The following is an 18244-nucleotide window of genomic DNA, read 5'->3' as shown; positions in this document are numbered from 1 at the left end:
AGTAATGGAAAGTACAGAAAAGAAAGAAGCGTTAATGCGAATAAAAGCAGCTTCGAAAAATGAATTGTATCGAAAATTATTTGACCAATATGGTACAGATTATTATTATGTTGTCGATGAAAGTGTAAAACGAAATATACCGTTTTTTTGGAAAAAGGATTATGAAATGTTAGTTGCTTTTCCAGAAGAAAAACAGGAAGAAGTGAATGAAGGTACAGCTCAATTTCATGAACAGTTAATGGATGTTGTGAATGATCCTTCAGAACAAATTGTGAAGGCGAATGGAATTCAATCAGTACTGCACAATTTAGAAAACGTAACGACTTCTATGTCATACGCGGCGATGCAAACAGGAAATAGTGAAGAATGGGCAAGAAAAAAAGAGAAACTATTAAAGCTGTTTGAAAAAGGAATCGTCGTTGTGAAACCGATGAAAGAAACGGAAGTAACGAAAGTAACGAAAAAGAAAAAAGTTGTGAAACAAGTCGTTCCAGTAAAGAAAGAAGAAGTAGTTCCAAAGAAAGAAAATCAAGAATCTGTACCGTTTATTATTCAAAAAGTAATTCGGATGCTAGAACAAAACGATGTGGAACAATATTTCATTCATGCATATGCTGAAAAGTTAAAAATAAAGTTTGAAAATGCAACGATGATTACGGAAGAAGAAGTTATCAGGTACATATTGGAAGATATGAAATCTCATTTCAATACGGAAAACGTCTTTGAAAAAGAAGTACAAACAATTGCATTAATCGGTCCAACTGGCGTTGGTAAAACGACGACACTCGCGAAAATGGCATGGCAATTTCACGGTAAGAAAAAAACAGTTGGTTTTATAACGACAGATCATTCGCGCATAGGAACAGTACAGCAATTGCAAGATAACGTAAAGACAATTGGATCTGAAGTAATTGCTGTGCGTGATGAAGCTGCAATGACAAGAGCGCTTACGTATTTTAAAGAAGAAGCACGCGTCGATTATATTTTAATTGATACAGCCGGAAAAAATTATCGTACGTCAGAAACAGTGGAAGAAATGATTGAAACGATGGGACAAGTAGAACCAGATTATATTTGTTTAACGTTATCAGCGTCTATGAAAAGTAAAGATATGATTGAAATCATTACAAACTTTAAAGATATTCATATAGATGGTATTGTGTTTACGAAATTTGATGAAACAGCAAGTAGTGGCGAATTGTTGAAAATTCCAGCGGTATCATCAGCTCCTATTGTATTAATGACAGATGGCCAAGACATAAAGAAAAATATACATATCGCTACAGCTGAACATTTAGCAAAACAAATGTTACAAACATCGTAGAAAAGAGGTGAAGAATAAGGCGCTTGCCTTATTCAAACGAATATGAACGGTCTTTATATAGGTTCTATGGGCATGATGAATTACATGCAGCGCATTAATGTTCATTCGAATAACGTTGCAAATGCTCAAACGACAGGATTTAAAGCAGAAAATATGACGTCTAAAGTATTTGATGTACAAGACACATATCGCCGCGGAGATGGGGCGGTAACAAATATCGGTTCGGTCGATTACGCTGTAGTACCAGCTGCAACGCATGTGAATTTAGTACAAGGAAATATACAAATGACAAATAGCGCTACAGATTTCTTTTTAGATGACGGCGCGGCCGGCACAACATCATTTTTCGTTACTTCTAAAAATGATGAAACGTTTTTAACGAGAGATGGTAGTTTCACATTAAATAGTGATCGATATTTACAAACATCTTCAGGTGCTTATGTTATGGATGTTAATAATGAGCGCATTCGTATTCCTGAAAATGTTGAGTTCTTCGTATCTAATAATGGAGAAATTTATAGAGAAGTTAACGATGGAACTTTGCAAAAACCAGATATTAAGAGAATAGTAATTGCACAGTTACAAACAAAAACAGTAGATGCAGAAACGAATGCACGTCTCGTGCAACGTGAAAACAAAAGCTTTACACTAGCAGAAGGAAACATTGCTAATTTACCGAACGGAACAGGAATAGTAAAAAATCATATGCTAGAAAATTCAAATGTAGATATGACTAAAGAGATGGCAGATCTTATGACAGATCAAAAGATGATTCAAGCATCACAGCGCGTTATGACGTCATTTGATAAAATTTATGAAAAAGAAGCGAATGAAATATTGAGATAGTGGACTCCTAATAAAGGAGTCTTTTATTAATTTAAAATTTCAGAATTATCAATTGACTTTACGGGGTTTCTTTTTTATATTAGTAGGTATAACTATAACTACTAAAGAGGTGAGAGTATGACAACGGCATTATATTTAGAAGATGCATACAAAACGAGTTGCGAAACAGAAGTGATAAGAGTAGAAGGGAATAAAGTATTTGTAAAAGAAACAGTTTTTTATCCAACTGGTGGAGGACAGGAATGTGATACGGGTGTCATTGTACAAGATGGGTCTGTATTTGAAGTTGAAAAAGTAAAGAAGGAGCAAGGAGAAATAGTTCACTATATAAAAGATGAAGCACAAGTAAAGTTAGGTCCAGTTAAATTAGAGATAAATTGGGAAAGACGTCATAATTTAATGCGTCATCACTCTTTACTGCATCTTATCGGAGCTGTTGTTTATGAAAAGTATGGTGCTCTATGCACTGGAAATCAAATTTATCCTGATAAAGCACGTATCGACTTTAATGAGTTACAAGAGTTATCGAGCGTGGAAGTAGAAGAAATTGTTGAGGAAGTAAATAAACTTATTAAGCAAAATAAAGAAATTTCCACTCGTTATATGAGCCGCAAAGAAGCAGAAAATGCTGTAGGAATGATTAAAACAGCAATAAATCTCCTGCCAACTACTATCCAAGAAATCCGCATTGTTACAATTGAAAATTTAGACGAACAAGCTTGTGGAGGCACACATGTGAAAAATACGAGTGAAATAGGAACACTTGTTATTGATAAAGTAAAAAGTAAAGGGAAGCAAAATCGTCGTTTTGAAGTAAGGGCGATTTAGATTGTGAGGGGTTACCGATGGATGAAATTATAAAGGAATTACAAAAGTTAGGATTTTCTCAGTATGAATGTAAAGCGTATATTGGACTACTAAAACATTCCCCAGTAACAGGCTATGAAGTGAGTAAACAAACAGGAGTACCTCGTTCTATGATTTACGAGGTACTCGGTAAGTTAATGGATAAAGGAGCAGTGCATATTGTACCTTCTGAACCAGTTAAATATGTACCAGTACCAGCTACCGAATTAATGAATCGAATGCGAAAAGACTTTGAAAAGTCCTTTGAATTTTTAGATGAGAAATTAAATTGTTTAGAACAAGAGCGACAAATAGATGTAATTTCGCATATTCGTTCAAATGATCGTGTTTTGAAAGAAATATGCAATATAATTAGTAGAGCTAAGGAAGAGTTATGGGTTTCTGTATGGGAAGAACAAGTGCATGAAATTGAACCATACATTCATCAAAAGGAAGAGGAAGGCGTACATATATTTTCAATCTTATTTGGAGCTCCAGAAACAAAAATAGGAGCGACATTTCACCATAATTATATGACGCCCCACGTTGTTGAAAAGAGAATGGGTGGTCATTTAACTGTTATTGCTCGTGATGGAGAGGAAGTATTAATTGCGAACTTCTCAAATGATAGCACTTCATGGGCCGTTACAACGTATGACCCAGCGCTAGTTCTCGTTGCTACAGAGTATGTGCGGCACGATATTATGGTTGAAGAAATCACAAAGGAATTTGGAGCTGATAAGTTAGATACGTTATGGCGTGAAAATATAGATTTAGTTCATGTCGTAACAGGAAAACGAACTTTAGAAGGAATGGAGGATGATAAGGATGAGTAAAGCTCAGGCACATGTAGCTTTGCAGAGTGACGATACATTTCAGCAAGGAGTAAAAGATTGTTTACCAACTGTATTTGGTTACTTGAGCATCGGTATAGCAGCTGGTGTAATTGCAAAAACAGCTGGTTTCTCCATCATTGAAATTGCGTTTATGTCCACTTTAATTTATGCAGGTTCTGCCCAATTTATATTAGCTGGTATGTATGCAGCCGGTGCTCCTGCTTCCGCAATTATTTTTACTGTATTTTTTGTTAACTTGCGCCACCTTCTTATGAGTGCTGCACTTGCACCGTACTTTACGAAAATTCCTCTATTTAAAAACTTAATCATCGGTTCGCAAATTACAGATGAAACTTTCGGCGTTGCAGTGCAGCATGCAGCGCAAAAAGGATATTTAGGTGAAAGATGGATGATAGGGCTTAATGTAACAGCGTATTTAAATTGGATTCTTGCCACTATCATTGGCGGGCTATTTGGTGAGTGGATACCAGATCCACATACATACGGCATGGATTATGCATTACCAGCGATGTTTATCGGATTATTTGTTCTTCAGCTCATAAGTAGTAAACCGAAACTAGCAATTCATTTAAGTGTTGCAATTGTAGCGATTATTATCGCATACGTTTCACACCTATTTATGCCAGATAGTATAGCGGTTATTATCGCAACCTTACTAGCTGCGACGATTGGAGTGTTGATTGAAAAATGGAAATGAGATTAGATGTATTATTACTTTTACTAGCAGCAGGAGCTGTTACAATCGTGCCACGTATTTTACCTCTACTCGTATTTAGCAAACTACAAATTCCTGACTGGGGTTTAAAATGGTTAAATTACATACCAATTGCGATATTAGCAGCGCTTTTAGCACAAGTTTTATTTATGCATGAAACGATGCAGTGGGATTATCTTATTGCAGCAATTCCAACATTTCTTGTAGCGATATATACTCGTAGTTTATTAGGTACAGTATTAACAGGAGTGATTGTGATTATTTTGTTACGTTTCTTTTTCTAAAAAGGATTACGCTCATATCATAGCGAAAAGTGTAATAATATAAAAAATATAGGGGTGGTGTTATGATACTTTTAACGATAGGAGCAATTTTGTTAACGTTGTTTATTTTCTTTATTATCGGTTTCGTTACGTTTATGATGTTTGTTGATAAGGCGACACCTCAAATATATTATACACCTTGTGAATCAGTGACAGTGAAAACTAAAGGTAAACATAGAAGGAAGAAAAGTTGAACGTTAGCTTTTCTTCCTTCTTCTATTACATCCCCGAAATAACTAACAACAATAATCCAAACAAAAAACTAGTCAAGGAAAGAAAACCGATCCATATGGAGAATACACGATTATTTCCCCATTCACGCCAGAAAGTTATAAAACCTAAAATACAAAGGAAAAACCAAATGGGTAAGAATATGAACTCACTAACTTTCTCGGGGAGTAGCGAATAAAAAGTTGTTACATATAAGATCCAATTAGTAAAAAATAAAATGCAAACGATAATAGATTGTAAGTAGGGGCGGTTGAAAAATCCTCCTTTTTTTACGGTTATAAAAATGATAGTTAGCGCTGAGATAAAGGCAATGAGTATGAAAACAAGTAAGAGTAATGTCAGCGTCATTTGAGTCTCCTTCATAAGCTTGTTTTTATCCTGCATTAACGGGCAGTAAGACCCCCGCCTCAAAATTCAGCGTAAGAAAAGAGGTTATGTGGGGGATGAACAACCCCCACTGATTGAAGTTTCACTTTACAAGAAATGAATCTATTAAATTGTATGCTTGTTTTGTATAGTGCTCGTTATATTTTTCAGTGTACGGATTTAGAAATCCATGTTCACCGTGTAGTTGTTTGATTTCTAATAAAGGATTCTTTTGTTGCTGCAATGTTTGAATGAAAGAGGATACTGAAAAACTAGCTTCTTTTTCAGGGAATATAAGTAGTGTAGCGCATGTAGGCTTTATGTGAACATAGTCGCGTATACGAGAACCGTAACATCCGATAATAAAATTTATTTTCGGATTGTTACTACATAGCCATGAGATGGTAGCTCCAACACTAAAGCCGATAAGTCCAATATGTGTATAACTACTAGAAAGATGAGAAATGAATTCTTCAATTTGCTTTTTTCCATCATCAAATCCAATATGATTTACAAAATGTTCATATGCCTTTTCTTCATCACGATAATGAAATGCATGTTGTAAGTGTAGAAGATTAGGACAGAATACGTCTATATGAGATGAAGTAAAGTGCTGGGTAACGTGATGCATATGGTCGTTCCCACCATATATTTCATGAACAATAACGAGAGCTAATTTTTCCTTCATAGTTATAAAGTACCTCTATGAAACTTAAATTCTTTCTCAACAAGACAAATACGCAGGTGGAAGTTTTCATACCATTGCTCACGACCTCTTTTTTTCGCTTCTTTATGTAAGGTGTTCTTCTTCCAATTTTCAATCGCATCAAGTGATTCCCAATAAGAAATTGTTATTCCGAGTCCAGAATTACCTCGTGCACTTTCTACACCTAAAAATCCAGGTTGTTGCTTTGCAAGTTTCTCCATTTCTTCGGCAACGGTATTATAGTCAGTTGTATCATTTGATAAATTAGAAGTGAATATAACTGCATAATAAGGCTTGTTTTTTTCTAAATTAGATGCCATTATTTTTCCCCCTTAATGTATAGTATGAATAATTAATCCATAGTTTGTATTTTAGCAGGTCACAAAAAGAAAAGAAGTAGAAAATTCTTATTTTTTCAGCTCATGTAAAATAAAGGATTGAAGAAATTTATAATAAGTAATCTGAAAGAAGAAAAATGCCACTTCAAAAGAGAAGTGGCATTTCTTATATTTCCTCTAAGCTATTAACTGGAACAGTTAATTCGCGTCCTGGGTTTTTTACTTCATATATGCGGGCGGTTTCATTGCTTTCATCGACGTGTTGAATCATAACAGGCATGCCTTGAAAATTGACATTGGCTTGTTCTGCTGACATAGAAAGCTCTATTGCACGTTGTATATTCATTTATATTCCTCCCATCATTATTATCTTTGCTAAAAAAGAGGAATAATATACCATTTAGAGACATTCTTAAAGTTTTTGTATTATTTGTAATGTTTCTTTAATAAATGAAGTGAAGATGGAATCAGGATAGGCCTGTACGATTTCATATGCTTCTGTTACTTCTTCAAGAGCTCTTTTTTTATCATTAAGTTTCACATAACAAAGAGCGCGATATGCCCCAGCTGTTGTAAGCCGTGCGTGATCAAGTGGATGGTTTATATAATCTGGTATGATAGCGCGTTGCAATGTTTTTAAAGCTTCTTCGTATTGTTTTAAACCATACAAAGCTTTTCCTTTTTCAAGATAATATGATCCATCATCTTGAAAAATTGGCTCATCTTTTAATTTTTCTCGAAATTGTTCTAAATGTTCTAATGCAATTGTATATTCATTAGCAATTGTGTTGTAGTAGAAAGCTTTTAAAAGATCAATAACCGCCGCAGAGAAATTATCTTCTGTAAAAATGGCGAATTGCTCTGATTTTTTTATGTAATGTAAATATTGTTCTTTATCAGCCGTGATTACTTTTTGATAAGATAAAATACGATAAAATTCATCTGTTTTATAATACACTTGATGTTTTTTTGAAAATGCAAGTGCATCTAAAATGACACTTTCACATTGTTCGTAATCACCACATGCAAGAAAAATAATTGCTTCATATAAATATAATTCGATATGTATAATGAGATCCATTTCTAAATGTTTCTCTTCATAGTCATTTCGGATACTAGCTATAAGTTGTAAACATTCAGCATATTTTTTACGTGTGAATATCGTAAAGGATAATTTTAATTTTGTTTCCGTACTATCCCGGTATAACGTATATTTCTCAAAAATAGAAGTAGCCTTTTCAACGTAATATTCAATATTGTAATCTTTCATTTTAGCCGCAGCTGTTACAAACTGTTTATATAAACGAGCAGTATTCAAAGTGGGAGGTAGCTCTTTTTGAACGATCGGTAGTAAAACCTCATATACTTCATCGTACTTGTTTGCTTTTATTAGTTTCTCCGTTTGTTGAATGAGTCCTACAATTTCTACATCATCTTCTTCTAATAAAAAACTCGTTTCACATTCAAGTTTGTCAGCGATATATTGTAGTGTTTTCATAGAAGGTGTAGCTTTTCCATTTTCAATTTGACTTAGCATACTTTTTGTGAGTTCTGAACCTGCTAGATCAGTTTGAGTAAGCTTTTTTTCTTTTCGTAACGTTTTAATTTTTTCACCGAGAGTAGCCATATAATTGCTCCTTTATAGTTAGAAAGTTAAATATCATTAAACTTTTTGTTGTAAAAATTGGAAAGTTAATTATATAATAAGTTTAACACAATTTAACTTTTAAGGGGAGAGTGTCAAAAATGGGGGATATAAGTATAGGACAAAATGATTCAAGAATGAAGATTGCAACGAGAAATATTATTTTAATGATGATTGGGAAAATGACGTCTTTGCTAGGAGCCGGTATTTATACGTTTGCAATGGGATTATACGTATTAAAGACAACGGGTTCAGGAATGGGGTTTGCAACTACGCTTATTTGTGGATCGATTCCAAGGCTAATCTGTGGACCAATTGCTGGTGCTGTAGCTGACCGCGTCAATCGAAAATGGCTTGTCATCGGTACCGATTTGTTAAGTAGTTTAACAATGTTTATTATGTTTATCCTTGCAACTACTTTTGGGCCATCACTTCTGTTTATTTATGTTTCAGCAGCATTATTATCAATTTGTGCGAGTTTTTACTCTGTTTCATTAACTTCATCTATTCCAAGTTTAGTAGATGAAGGACGTATTCAAAAAGCGAGTGCCTTGAACCAGACGGCAGCATCTTTATCAAATATTTTAGCACCGATTATTGGCGGAGTTGTATTTGGTTTCTTTTCAATTAAATCGTTTTTCCTATTGAATAGCATTACATTCTTTTTAGCGGTTGTTGTGCAATTGTTTATCGTATTTGATTTATACAAAAAAGAAAAGGCTGAAAGTAAAGAGCATTTCTTGACGAGTATAAAAGAAGGGTTTTCATATGTGAAAAGACAGCATGAAATATATGGTTTAATGAAAATTGCAGTAGGGGTAAACTTTTTTGCGAGTGCACTTTTCGTTTCACTTCCATATATTATTGTTCAAAATTTGCATCTATCTTCGAAACAACTCGGTGTTGTAGAGGGAATGTTAGCAGTTGGGATGTTAATTGGTGCAATTGCGTTATCAGTACGTAAAGAAGTGAATAATCCGTTTCGCTCTGTTTATATTGGGTTGTTTTTATTTGCGAGTTTGAGTTTATGTACAGTGTTTCCATTAGTAGTCACCATCCCGAAAGTAGCAAGTTTTATTTACTATATCGCTTTTATGATGTTAACTGGTATATCAATGATGGTTGTAAATATCCCGATGCAAGTACATTTGCAAAAGACGACAGATCCAAGTTATTTAGGACGCGTTTTCGGCTTACTTGAAACAATTTCTACTGCAATCGCACCGCTCGGTATGATTGTGTATGGATTATTATTAGATATGTTGCCAACTAGCATTGTTATGATGACATTAGGCGTAGGTTTATTGTTAGTTGTATTAGTAGGAGTAAAGAAGCATGTAATGAAAAAGCAAGTGGATGTGTCTGTCTAAAAGGAAATGTGACTTAATAAAATAAAAATGACTAAATTAGTATTTTAGTTTTTGAAACTCTTTTTCATGTATGTTAAAGTAAAGTGAGCTTGCAAAGAAAAGGAGACAACAGCATGAAAAAATTAAGTTTTGTTATGCTTTTTCTATTAGTCGTAATGGCTGGATGTAGCAATTATGACACATATATTGAAACAGGTATGCAATCATTGAAAGATGAAAAGTATAGTGATGCAACAATGTGGTTCGAAAAAGCAGAAAAAGAGAAATCAGGAAATGAAGCGAAATCATATAAAGAAGTTGCTGAGAAAATGGATCAGGGAGCAACAGCATTAAAAGACGGTAAGTATTTAGAAGCGAAAGACATTGCAAATGAAGTGTTACAAAAGAAAAAAGATGATGAACTTGAAAAAGCTGTAATATCAAATGCAGAGAATATGCTTCAAAAAGCAAAAGATGTGGAAGAGAAAGTAAATGAAAGAGTGGCAAAGCGTAGAAAGGTAGAAGAAGAGGGAATCGATAAAATTATTAAAGCTGTCGATAGTATAGATGAAGTGAAAGAAAAAGAGAAGAAAGTATCAGAAGCATTAGATAAGGCTGAAGAGGCGCAAGCAAAAATTGAGGCAAAGAAAAATAAATAGATTTATAGTTTAAAAGGCTGTCGTGCATAACGACAGCCTTTTAATTTTTTGTTGCAAATGTAGTGATGCTCTGTAGTAAAAAAGAAATGATTTTAGAATTCCATCTGTCTTCATGATGAATCGTATAAATATTACGCTGAAATTCAAATTCAGGGATTGGTATATAGCATAGCTCATTTCGTTGTATTTCTTGTTCGATAGCCAGTTTAGAAATCAAGGCAATTCCATTACCATATTTTAAAATTTGTTTCATCGTTTCTAATGAGTCTAATTCAATTTCTGATTGGAATGTAATGTTGTGCGCTAACGTCCATTGTGTAAGTAAGTCTCTCGTTGTAGATGGATTACGATGCAATAGTATGCATTCCTTTTCTATATTTTGTAACGATACATTGTCTTTCTTTGAAAAATGATGTTCTTTGGAAAAAGCAAGAACAAGTGTATCGGGCATTATATTCGTTTGTTTTAAAAGTGGTTCATCAAATGGAGCAGCGGAAATTATCCCAAGATCGATTTCGTGATTTTGTAGCATCATTCGAATTTCAGGGGCTGTTTTCACTAGTAGCGTTATTTTTATATTGGGAAATTCACATTGAAATTGATGAACGACTGCTGGCAAAAGATAAGTCGCTGGTACATAACTAGCGCCGATTGTTATAGCACCTTTCTGAAAATCTTTAAACTCTTGCGTGACACGTCTAGCTTCTTTCATAAGTGCATCTATTTTACAAGCATAATGGTGCAAAGCCTCACCAGCCTCTGTTAAGAAATACCTTCCAGAACGTAATTCGAATAAAGACACACCGAGTTCTTCTTCTAAGCTTTTCATATGAAAAGTAATAGTTGGTTGTTTAACGCCAAGTTTTTCTGCAACGATTGTAAGCTTTTTGGATTTCTTAATAAGTACTACAATTTCTAATTTTAAGAGATTCATTATGAATTGCCGCCTTTTTTATTTTAACTATAGAAAAAATCTATAGAAATAAATAGTTTATTAGAAGTTTTTTAATTTAATCTTTACAGTACATTAACATTAAGTATAAATCTTCCATATAGAATGAAAGCAGATTAAGAATGAGGGGAGAGAGGTGAGACGATGGATATTAAAATTAATGGATTAGAAAAAACATTTGGAAAAACACAAGCGTTAAAGCCGTTGCAGATTGTAATGAAACAAGGGGAATTCACTACACTTTTAGGACCTTCGGGATGTGGGAAAACGACTTTACTTAGAATGATAGCAGGACTTGAAGAACCGGATAAGGGAGAAATATATTTTGGAGACCAGTGCATGTATTCTGCTACAAAAAAGATAAAGACATCTCCTAATGAACGGAATATCGGTATGGTATTTCAAGATTTTGCTTTATGGCCGCACATGACTGTTTTTGAAAATGTTGCATTTGGTTTAAGAGCTACAAAGCAAATGAATCATTTACGAGAAAAAGTAGAAGATGCGATAAAGCGTGTTCGCCTGCAAGGTATGGAGAAAAGGTATCCGCACGAACTTTCTGGTGGACAGCAACAACGTGTCGCATTCGCTAGAGCAATTGTAACAAAACCTCATTTTATTTTGTTTGACGAACCGCTAAGTGCGCTCGATGCAATTTTGCGAGAAGAAATGAGAATAGAGCTTATGGATATCGTTCATTCCATTGGTTTAACTGCACTGTATGTCACTCACGACCAAACAGAAGCAATGTCAATGTCAGACCAAATTATTGTCATGAAACAAGGAGCAGTATTACAAAAAGGAACACCCGAAGATATTTATGTGAAACCGTCTCATGAATTTGTTGCCAAATTTGTTGGTAAGGCGAATTGGCTTGTAGAGGGTAAAAAAATGGTTCGTCCAGAGCATGTGAGCTGGACGAAAAATGAAGTGTGCGAAATGTATACAGGTGAAATTAAGCACGTTACATATGTAGGAGAACGGTATGAAATAAAAGTAAACATGGGGGCACTCGGAATATGGACAGCTTATCACAATAGTAAATTAAGCATCGGGAAACCAGTATCGTTATATGTACCAAAAAAATGTATTCATCATATAGGGGGAGAATCGTATGAAGAAATTCAGTTCGCTTAAGTCTTTATTTGTATGTACTTTACTATTTTCTACTGTAGTAACAGGTTGTAGTTCAAAGACAGGTAATGCAGATGCAAAAAGTAAAAATATGAATGAAAAGAAAATTGTTGTATATAGTGCAGGGCCAAAAGGGTTAGCAGAAAAAATTCAAAAAGACTTTGAAAAGAAAACTGGTATAAAGGTGGAAATGTTTCAAGGGACAACTGGTAAAATTTTAGCGAGAATGGAAGCTGAAAAGAAAAATCCAGTCGTTGACGTTGTCGTACTCGCTTCCTTACCAGCGATGGAAGGATTAAAGAAAGAGGGTCAAACGTTAGCTTATAAAGAGGCGAAACAAGCTGATAAGCTGCGTTCTGAATGGTCAGATGATAAAGGCCATTATTTCGGGTATAGTGCTTCAGCATTAGGGATTGTGTACAATACAAAAAATGTGAAGACGGCGCCTGAAGATTGGAGCGATATAACGGAAGGAGAATGGAAAGGGAAAGTGAATCTTCCAGATCCAGCACTTTCAGGTTCAGCTTTAGACTTTGTAACAGGATACGTGAAAAAGAATGGACAAGATGGATGGAATTTATTTGAGCAGCTTAAGAAAAATGAAGTTACAGTAGCAGGAGCAAACCAGGAAGCGTTAGACCCAGTTGTAACAGGTGCGAAAGATATGGTCATTGCGGGTGTTGATTATATGACGTATAGCGCAAAAGCAAAGGGTGAACCTGTTGATATCGTATATCCAAAAAGCGGAACAGTTATTAGCCCACGTGCAGCGGGGATTATGAAGGATAGTAAAAATATTGAAGGTGCAAAAGAGTTTATTGATTATTTATTATCCGATGATGTACAAAAACAAGTTTCTAAAGCGTATTTATTGCCTGGTAGAACAGATATAAAAGCTGAAAATAGACCAAATGTAGAAGAGATTCCAGTATTAAATATTGATTGGAAAACAGTTGAGAAAGGGCAAGATGAAATAGGGAAACAATTTAAGAAAGTATTTCAATAAGATGGTGATTCCATGGTAAATCGATTCGTATCAGTAAGACAAGTTGGAATGACGGTAGCGTTATTACTTGTCGCGATGTTAATCGTCATTCCACTTTTTCTTATTTTATTTTCTAGTGTATATGAAAATAGCAGTTGGAATTTTTTAAAGCCTTTTGAAGTGATGCAGAGTGGTGGATTAGCGGGGATTTTTCTAAATTCGATGCTTCTAGGTGTACTCGTTGTAATAGGTGCTACAATATTTGCATTTCCATTGGCATTTATTATGAGCAAAACAGATGTAGGAAAGTATAGTAAGTTAGATATTGTTTTTATGATTCCATTTATGACACCGCCGTATATTGGATCGATGGGCTGGATTTTGTTCATGCAACCTAACGGCTATTTTGAACAATTTTTCCCGATGCTAAAGACAGTTTCATCATCGTTTTTTAGTTTAGGAGGTATGGTATTAATTATGAGTCTGCATTTATTCCCATTCCTTTATTTCATGCTGAAAAACACGTTACTTCAGATTGGGAGTAGTAAAGAAGAAGCTGCAGCAGTTCATGGCGGAAGTTTTTTCTATCGCTTAAGAAAAATAATATTGCCGTTATTAGTATCAAGTTATGTAATGGGTGCTTTACTCATTTTCGTAAAGACGATTGCTGAATTTGGAACACCGGCTACATTCGGACGTAGAATAGGATTCCATGTGTTAACATCAGAAATTCATAAATTTATTTCGAGTTGGCCAATTGATTTCAGTAGTGCAACAGCATTATCTTCTTTATTACTTAGTGCTTGTATGCTCATTTGGTATATGCAAAATGTATTGAATCGAAAGTATTCATATGCAATGGTTAGTGGAAAAGGTGTGAAATCTAAAAGATATACTTTGTCTATATTTACGCGCGTTGTAGCATGGATGTATGTAATTGGTTTATTAATCGTATCAATTGGAATTCCATACTTTTCTATACTTATTGCTTCTTTTTCAAAATTAAGAGGCGGCGGTTTACATGTAAATAACTTTACAACAAGTCATTATGAGGCATTGTTTACAATGGGGTCTCCGGGATTAGAGGCTTTATGGAATAGTTTTCTTTTTTCACTCGTAACAGCGATTATTGCGGTAATGATTGGAGTCTTTTTGGCACTTATGATTCGAAAGGGGAAAAAAACCTCTGAAAAATGGCTTGATATGTGCGGTATGTTACCGAATATGGTACCAGGAATCGTTATGGTTGTAGGTCTTATTCTATTTTGGAATTCACCATATATGCCTATGTCAATTTATAATACACCAATCATGGTTATCGTAACGTATGTTGTTCTGTTTTTACCTTACACGGTGCAATATGTAAAATCATCACTCGGACAAATTGATGATTCTCTCGTGCAGGCAGGAAGTATTTTTTCTGGAAATTATATTTATATTTTTAGAAAAATAATATTGCCTCTTATTATCCCAGGCATTCTTGCCGGATGGGCGATGACATTTACAATTTCAATAAGAGAGTTAGTAGCATCACTTCTCGTATTACCTCCATCAGTAGAAACGTCAGCAACGTTTATTTTTGCTCAATTTGAACAGGGTGAAGTATCTATAGGAATGGCGATGGCCGTTGTTTCTGTTGGACTTACAACAATGTGCTTATTACTGCTGCAACATATGGAGCAAAAGCGAAAAGGGGTAGCATGATGAGAGTGGAAGTATGGGGAGGAGCAGGAGAATACGGTCGCTCCTGCTATTTTGTAAAAAATAAAGAGACGAAAATAGTATTTGATTGTGGTATTAATCGATCTTATGAGGATGGTTATCCAAAAATAGAGAGAGAAGCTGTTCCATTTTTAGATGCGGTATTTTTATCACATATTCATGAAGATCATACGATGGGTTTACCTTTATTAGCGAAGTATGGCTATAAGAAAAAAATTTGGACGACTCGTTATACGAAGGAGCAACTGCCGTTATATTATGAAAAATGGAGAAACTATAATGTGATGCAAGGGTGGAATTTACCTTATAGCGACCAACATATAAAAGATTTAAATTATGTATGTATTGATGAGATTAGTAATCCAAATGAATGGATACAAATTACTCCTACATTGCGGTTTCAATGGGGATATAGTGGGCATGTATTAGGAGCTGTTTGGTTTTTGGTTGATATGTGTAATACATACGTATTTTATTCAGGCGACTATTCAGCAGAGTCTAATATACTACGAGCTAATTTACCTGAGAAATTGGGCCACAATATAAAAGTTGCAATTGTAGATGCTGCTTATCACACAGAGGATGTTTCGCAAAATGAAAGATTAGACGATCTATGTGCAGAAATTGAACGAGTTATGCAAAATAAAGGAATAGCATTATTACCGCTGCCACAACTTGGTAGGGCGCAAGATATAGTATTGTATTTATATGAACGATATAAAGAATTTCCGCTTATAGTAGATAAAGAAATTTTGGCTGGATTTGAAGAGATGTTCGTATATAAAGATTGGATAAAAAATAATGAAGAATTTAAATGGATTATGGAGAGTTTAAAAAGAAACATAATAGTGATGGATAATGACATTAGTATGCAAAATAGTTACGGAATAGTTGTAATGAGTGATGCGAATATGCAAACGAAACGAGCACAGTTATACTATGAACAACTTCGGAATGAAAAACGGAATGCCGTTATTTTTACTGGGCATATTGCGAAAGGGAGTTTTGCAGAAAAAGTTATGAAAGAGCATGTAAGGAATACATGTAGGGTGAATCGAGTTGCGTATAAAGTTCACCAAAGTATAAGAGACGTTAAAGAGATGTTAAATACATTATTACCAGAACATACGGTGCTAGTACACGCTTTGAAAGAGGATACGGATCGATTACAACAAAAGCTAAGTACAGCAGGATATGAAAATGTATATTCACTTGCAATGGAACGTATAGAAGTCATTTGAAATGTAAAGGGGATAGGTATATGAAAAAAGTATTTGTATTCGTCAGCATTTTCTTTTGTTGTTTCCTTTATAACGTTAAGGAAGGGTTTGCAGCTAGTCCAATGAAACCTAGTTTTGAAGTAAAGTTATTATTGAAGCCAGAACAAGTATTAGGTGATAACAAAGAGATGAAGCAAGAGGTGCTAGAACATTTCCAGGCTGGTACAAAATATGAAAGAATACAAGTGCAATTTTTAGATACTGCGAATAAAAGTTTAAGTGAGGAAGATTGGTTTGCCAGAATTCGAAAGAAAGAATTTAGTAAAGATTTTGAACTAACATATAAAAAAAGATATCCTATTCCAAATGGTGTAATTCAAGATGCACTAGAAGTAGCTAAAAAAGAAGGATTCGATAGTAATACGGATAGTTATGAGGCGGAAATAGATTGGGGATTTGAGAAGAAAACATTAAGCATTTCAAATAAGAAAAGTTACAGCGCTAAAGGATATGGGATACTTGATTTACCAAATGAACAAGCTGCTCAAAACATGTTAATAGAAAAATTACCAGGGAAAATGAACAAATGGTTGTATACAAATTGGGGAGAAGAAATGTTAAAGAATTCCCGTATTTACGGTCCTGTATTAATGAAACGATATACAGGAGAGTTTGAAAACATAAAAGCAAATATTGAAATTTGGCCATTAAGTAATACCGGAAAATTAGAAGATGACTTCGTAATAGAAGTGTCATTTAAAACAAATGAAGAAAGTATTGCGACAAAGCAAAGGGAATTATTAATGGCGAGTTTAGAGAAAAAAGGCTGGTTGTTACCGAAAGATAGTTTGAAGACAGAGCTTATTTTTCAGTAAATGAGAAAAAAAGGAATCCATATTTCTTGGATTCCTTTTTCCAATATATGAGTATTAAGCTAAGTCAGCTGACACGAACATATCACTATTTTGAAGGTTTTTAGAGCGTAAACTATAAGCAACTACCTTCTTTTTATATTGTTTTACAACATCAACATGCTCTTCATGACTGTAAATATAAAATGTGAAATCTTTTTTACCCCGTTTTGCATTGATAATTAAGGGAGTGCCTTCATTATGGGGTGGTGCATAATAGCGATCTAAAAATAAACCTTCGTTAAAATCATGAATAATTTTTGATTTCTGTTCGCCTTCTACGTTATTTCCGTGAATTGTAATAGTCACATTCTCTTCTTCAAGTTTTGGATGTGTTTCGTACTTGCTAATAATGGATTCAATAACAGTGTTAGGAAGGCTAGAAACGATAATTTTAAATGCTCCAAATACAACTAACATTACAATAAACCAAGTCGTCATAGTATATCATCCCCTTTATTCTATTTAATAATATAACTCATATGGTAATAGTACATATGGTGAAGTTTTGTATAATTTGTGAAAAATATGCCATTTTCACGAACGAAATGTTAGAAAAATCAATTTTGTTACAAAAAGTTGAAATCGAAGTATTTTAAAAGAAAAAGGTTTATAATAAAAATATAACTAATAACCACATTACTAATTATAAGGAAGTGTAACTATGAGTACTGTAGCAATCGTATATGGTATTATTCTTTCCACAATTATTGTTTTGTTTTTCGTTGGGGTTTCACGTTATATTCATAAATGGAAAGAAGGCGTTGCGAAATTAAATCACATTGAAGAAGAACTTAGTGATTTAATGTTACATCATGGTAAGTAAACATTTATTTTTTAACTAAACAATGTGAAGAATATCACAAAACGTGCTTTCCTAATGAAGGCATGTTTTTTTGTTGTTTAAGAAAAGAATTGTTTTTGTATAAATAATCTAATTATTACTTAAAAAGGGAAATTTATTTAGTATAATATATAATATGTTTATTTTAGGGGGAGTATCACATGCCCATCAACTTAAGGATAGAAACTCTACGGTTTTCCATTAATTGAAATGAACAAACTTTTAAACAGTATAATCCTCTTAAAAATGAGCATACGAAATAAACCCTAAC

The 18244-nt window shown here is 34.1% G+C and carries 23 protein-coding genes; 16 read left to right on the top strand and 7 right to left on the bottom strand.

The genetic code is table 11. From position 1 onward, the window contains the following. Window positions 1-4: 4 nt before the first annotated feature. From flhF to ACS2CR_RS15595, 7 genes are all read left to right on the top strand, one after another. On the top strand, window positions 5-1324 hold the full coding sequence (flhF, locus tag ACS2CR_RS15625) for a flagellar biosynthesis protein FlhF (protein WP_000446174.1): 1320 nt from the start codon (window positions 5-7) through the stop codon (window positions 1322-1324). 42 nt (window positions 1325-1366) lie between these two features. Continuing rightward, window positions 1367-2170, top strand: coding sequence for a flagellar basal-body rod protein FlgG (locus tag ACS2CR_RS15620; protein ID WP_001013939.1), 804 nt, complete (start codon window positions 1367-1369; stop codon window positions 2168-2170). Window positions 2171-2287: 117 nt separating this feature from the next. Beyond that, window positions 2288-2998 carry an alanyl-tRNA editing protein gene (locus tag ACS2CR_RS15615; protein ID WP_053514207.1) on the top strand — a complete coding sequence of 237 codons (711 nt, stop codon included), beginning with the start codon at window positions 2288-2290 and terminating at the stop codon, window positions 2996-2998. A gap of 17 nt (window positions 2999-3015) precedes the next feature. Further along, window positions 3016-3852 carry a TrmB family transcriptional regulator gene (locus tag ACS2CR_RS15610; protein ID WP_053514206.1) on the top strand — a complete coding sequence of 279 codons (837 nt, stop codon included), beginning with the start codon at window positions 3016-3018 and terminating at the stop codon, window positions 3850-3852. Further along, window positions 3845-4570 carry an AzlC family ABC transporter permease gene (locus ACS2CR_RS15605; protein ID WP_000030478.1) on the top strand — a complete coding sequence of 242 codons (726 nt, stop codon included), beginning with the start codon at window positions 3845-3847 and terminating at the stop codon, window positions 4568-4570. The genes ACS2CR_RS15610 and ACS2CR_RS15605 overlap by 8 nt, the downstream gene beginning before the upstream one ends. Beyond that, a complete protein-coding gene (locus tag ACS2CR_RS15600; protein WP_053514205.1) occupies window positions 4561-4872 on the top strand; it encodes an AzlD domain-containing protein in 312 nt (103 codons plus the stop codon). Before ACS2CR_RS15605 ends, ACS2CR_RS15600 begins: the two co-directional genes overlap by 10 nt. Before the next feature lie 62 nt (window positions 4873-4934). Beyond that, window positions 4935-5105: a DUF3951 domain-containing protein gene (locus tag ACS2CR_RS15595; RefSeq protein WP_000602244.1), complete on the top strand. Its 171-nt coding sequence runs from the start codon at window positions 4935-4937 to the stop codon at window positions 5103-5105. 25 nt (window positions 5106-5130) lie between these two features. Here the strand turns inward: ACS2CR_RS15595 and ACS2CR_RS15590 are convergent, their stop codons facing one another. The 5 genes from ACS2CR_RS15590 to ACS2CR_RS15570 form a co-directional block, all read right to left on the bottom strand. Beyond that, the gene (locus ACS2CR_RS15590; RefSeq protein WP_053514235.1) at window positions 5131-5490 is read right to left on the bottom strand and encodes a hypothetical protein; all 360 of its coding nucleotides are present in this window, start codon (window positions 5488-5490) and stop codon (window positions 5131-5133) included. A gap of 121 nt (window positions 5491-5611) precedes the next feature. After that, window positions 5612-6196 (bottom strand): dienelactone hydrolase family protein, encoded by a 585-nt coding sequence (locus ACS2CR_RS15585; protein WP_053514204.1) that lies wholly within the window; start codon window positions 6194-6196, stop codon window positions 5612-5614. Between the two features lie 2 nt (window positions 6197-6198). After that, on the bottom strand, window positions 6199-6534 hold the full coding sequence (locus ACS2CR_RS15580; protein WP_053514203.1) for an antibiotic biosynthesis monooxygenase family protein: 336 nt from the start codon (window positions 6532-6534) through the stop codon (window positions 6199-6201). 184 nt (window positions 6535-6718) lie between these two features. After that, complete coding sequence (locus ACS2CR_RS15575; RefSeq protein ID WP_001025731.1) at window positions 6719-6898, bottom strand: H-type small acid-soluble spore protein; 180 nt, start codon at window positions 6896-6898, stop codon at window positions 6719-6721. A gap of 66 nt (window positions 6899-6964) precedes the next feature. After that, window positions 6965-8179 carry a transcriptional regulator gene (locus ACS2CR_RS15570; protein ID WP_000212386.1) on the bottom strand — a complete coding sequence of 405 codons (1215 nt, stop codon included), beginning with the start codon at window positions 8177-8179 and terminating at the stop codon, window positions 6965-6967. A 119-nt stretch (window positions 8180-8298) separates the two neighbouring features. Here ACS2CR_RS15570 and ACS2CR_RS15565 point away from each other — a divergent pair, with 119 nt between their 5' ends. Both ACS2CR_RS15565 and ACS2CR_RS15560 read left to right on the top strand, forming a co-directional pair. Beyond that, on the top strand, window positions 8299-9567 hold the full coding sequence (locus tag ACS2CR_RS15565) for an MFS transporter (RefSeq protein WP_000502490.1): 1269 nt from the start codon (window positions 8299-8301) through the stop codon (window positions 9565-9567). A gap of 113 nt (window positions 9568-9680) precedes the next feature. Further along, window positions 9681-10205, top strand: coding sequence for a DUF4398 domain-containing protein (locus ACS2CR_RS15560; RefSeq protein ID WP_000736440.1), 525 nt, complete (start codon window positions 9681-9683; stop codon window positions 10203-10205). Between the two features lie 40 nt (window positions 10206-10245). On the opposite strand, the gene ACS2CR_RS15555 is transcribed toward ACS2CR_RS15560, so the two are convergent. Beyond that, window positions 10246-11139 (bottom strand): LysR family transcriptional regulator, encoded by an 894-nt coding sequence (locus ACS2CR_RS15555; protein WP_053514202.1) that lies wholly within the window; start codon window positions 11137-11139, stop codon window positions 10246-10248. A gap of 162 nt (window positions 11140-11301) precedes the next feature. Between ACS2CR_RS15555 and ACS2CR_RS15550 the strand changes: the two genes are divergently transcribed. Genes ACS2CR_RS15550 through ACS2CR_RS15530 form a run of 5 tightly spaced genes read left to right on the top strand, consistent with a single transcriptional unit; the run spans window position 11302 to window position 17093 of the window. Continuing rightward, on the top strand, window positions 11302-12294 hold the full coding sequence (locus ACS2CR_RS15550) for an ABC transporter ATP-binding protein (protein WP_021728685.1): 993 nt from the start codon (window positions 11302-11304) through the stop codon (window positions 12292-12294). Continuing rightward, on the top strand, window positions 12272-13297 hold the full coding sequence (locus tag ACS2CR_RS15545; protein ID WP_053514201.1) for an ABC transporter substrate-binding protein: 1026 nt from the start codon (window positions 12272-12274) through the stop codon (window positions 13295-13297). The genes ACS2CR_RS15550 and ACS2CR_RS15545 overlap by 23 nt, the downstream gene beginning before the upstream one ends. Before the next feature lie 12 nt (window positions 13298-13309). Then, the gene (locus ACS2CR_RS15540; protein WP_053514200.1) at window positions 13310-14980 is read left to right on the top strand and encodes an ABC transporter permease; all 1671 of its coding nucleotides are present in this window, start codon (window positions 13310-13312) and stop codon (window positions 14978-14980) included. Then, the gene (locus tag ACS2CR_RS15535; protein WP_053514199.1) at window positions 14977-16239 is read left to right on the top strand and encodes an MBL fold metallo-hydrolase; all 1263 of its coding nucleotides are present in this window, start codon (window positions 14977-14979) and stop codon (window positions 16237-16239) included. Before ACS2CR_RS15540 ends, ACS2CR_RS15535 begins: the two co-directional genes overlap by 4 nt. 20 nt (window positions 16240-16259) lie before the next feature. Then, entirely contained in the window at window positions 16260-17093 is an 834-nt protein-coding gene (locus tag ACS2CR_RS15530) for a hypothetical protein (protein ID WP_053514198.1), read from the top strand. A gap of 54 nt (window positions 17094-17147) precedes the next feature. Here the strand turns inward: ACS2CR_RS15530 and ACS2CR_RS15525 are convergent, their stop codons facing one another. Next, window positions 17148-17570, bottom strand: coding sequence for a YfmQ family protein (locus ACS2CR_RS15525; protein ID WP_000214589.1), 423 nt, complete (start codon window positions 17568-17570; stop codon window positions 17148-17150). Window positions 17571-17611: 41 nt separating this feature from the next. Between ACS2CR_RS15525 and ACS2CR_RS15520 the strand changes: the two genes are divergently transcribed. After that, the gene (locus ACS2CR_RS15520) at window positions 17612-17728 is read left to right on the top strand and encodes a hypothetical protein (protein ID WP_001987133.1); all 117 of its coding nucleotides are present in this window, start codon (window positions 17612-17614) and stop codon (window positions 17726-17728) included. A 65-nt stretch (window positions 17729-17793) separates the two neighbouring features. Continuing rightward, window positions 17794-17955 (top strand): hypothetical protein, encoded by a 162-nt coding sequence (locus ACS2CR_RS15515; RefSeq protein WP_000108701.1) that lies wholly within the window; start codon window positions 17794-17796, stop codon window positions 17953-17955. The last annotated feature ends 289 nt before the right edge of the window (window positions 17956-18244 follow it).

The organism is Bacillus cereus group sp. BceL291 (genome assembly GCF_051776705.1).
In the GTDB taxonomy this organism is placed as follows: domain Bacteria; phylum Bacillota; class Bacilli; order Bacillales; family Bacillaceae_G; genus Bacillus_A; species Bacillus_A cereus.
This window is presented reverse-complemented; position numbering and strand designations above follow the sequence as displayed.

Excerpts from the sequence above, each read along its gene's own strand:
- ACS2CR_RS15550 (WP_021728685.1), top strand. The coding sequence starts at position 11,302 with ATGGATATTAAAATTAATGGATTAGAAAAAACATTTGGAAAAACACAA.
- ACS2CR_RS15590 (WP_053514235.1), bottom strand. The coding sequence starts at position 5,490 with ATGACGCTGACATTACTCTTACTTGTTTTCATACTCATTGCCTTTATC.
- ACS2CR_RS15555 (WP_053514202.1), bottom strand. The coding sequence starts at position 11,139 with ATGAATCTCTTAAAATTAGAAATTGTAGTACTTATTAAGAAATCCAAA.
- ACS2CR_RS15515 (WP_000108701.1), top strand. The coding sequence starts at position 17,794 with ATGAGTACTGTAGCAATCGTATATGGTATTATTCTTTCCACAATTATT.
- ACS2CR_RS15610 (WP_053514206.1), top strand. The coding sequence starts at position 3,016 with ATGGATGAAATTATAAAGGAATTACAAAAGTTAGGATTTTCTCAGTAT.
- ACS2CR_RS15545 (WP_053514201.1), top strand. The coding sequence starts at position 12,272 with ATGAAGAAATTCAGTTCGCTTAAGTCTTTATTTGTATGTACTTTACTA.
- ACS2CR_RS15615 (WP_053514207.1), top strand. The coding sequence starts at position 2,288 with ATGACAACGGCATTATATTTAGAAGATGCATACAAAACGAGTTGCGAA.
- ACS2CR_RS15585 (WP_053514204.1), bottom strand. The coding sequence starts at position 6,196 with ATGAAGGAAAAATTAGCTCTCGTTATTGTTCATGAAATATATGGTGGG.
- ACS2CR_RS15605 (WP_000030478.1), top strand. The coding sequence starts at position 3,845 with ATGAGTAAAGCTCAGGCACATGTAGCTTTGCAGAGTGACGATACATTT.
- ACS2CR_RS15540 (WP_053514200.1), top strand. The coding sequence starts at position 13,310 with ATGGTAAATCGATTCGTATCAGTAAGACAAGTTGGAATGACGGTAGCG.
- ACS2CR_RS15520 (WP_001987133.1), top strand. The coding sequence starts at position 17,612 with ATGGTAATAGTACATATGGTGAAGTTTTGTATAATTTGTGAAAAATAT.
- ACS2CR_RS15525 (WP_000214589.1), bottom strand. The coding sequence starts at position 17,570 with ATGACGACTTGGTTTATTGTAATGTTAGTTGTATTTGGAGCATTTAAA.
- flhF (WP_000446174.1), top strand. The coding sequence starts at position 5 with ATGGAAAGTACAGAAAAGAAAGAAGCGTTAATGCGAATAAAAGCAGCT.
- ACS2CR_RS15570 (WP_000212386.1), bottom strand. The coding sequence starts at position 8,179 with ATGGCTACTCTCGGTGAAAAAATTAAAACGTTACGAAAAGAAAAAAAG.
- ACS2CR_RS15595 (WP_000602244.1), top strand. The coding sequence starts at position 4,935 with ATGATACTTTTAACGATAGGAGCAATTTTGTTAACGTTGTTTATTTTC.
- ACS2CR_RS15620 (WP_001013939.1), top strand. The coding sequence starts at position 1,367 with ATGAACGGTCTTTATATAGGTTCTATGGGCATGATGAATTACATGCAG.
- ACS2CR_RS15535 (WP_053514199.1), top strand. The coding sequence starts at position 14,977 with ATGATGAGAGTGGAAGTATGGGGAGGAGCAGGAGAATACGGTCGCTCC.
- ACS2CR_RS15600 (WP_053514205.1), top strand. The coding sequence starts at position 4,561 with ATGGAAATGAGATTAGATGTATTATTACTTTTACTAGCAGCAGGAGCT.
- ACS2CR_RS15580 (WP_053514203.1), bottom strand. The coding sequence starts at position 6,534 with ATGGCATCTAATTTAGAAAAAAACAAGCCTTATTATGCAGTTATATTC.
- ACS2CR_RS15530 (WP_053514198.1), top strand. The coding sequence starts at position 16,260 with ATGAAAAAAGTATTTGTATTCGTCAGCATTTTCTTTTGTTGTTTCCTT.
- ACS2CR_RS15560 (WP_000736440.1), top strand. The coding sequence starts at position 9,681 with ATGAAAAAATTAAGTTTTGTTATGCTTTTTCTATTAGTCGTAATGGCT.
- ACS2CR_RS15565 (WP_000502490.1), top strand. The coding sequence starts at position 8,299 with ATGGGGGATATAAGTATAGGACAAAATGATTCAAGAATGAAGATTGCA.
- ACS2CR_RS15575 (WP_001025731.1), bottom strand. The coding sequence starts at position 6,898 with ATGAATATACAACGTGCAATAGAGCTTTCTATGTCAGCAGAACAAGCC.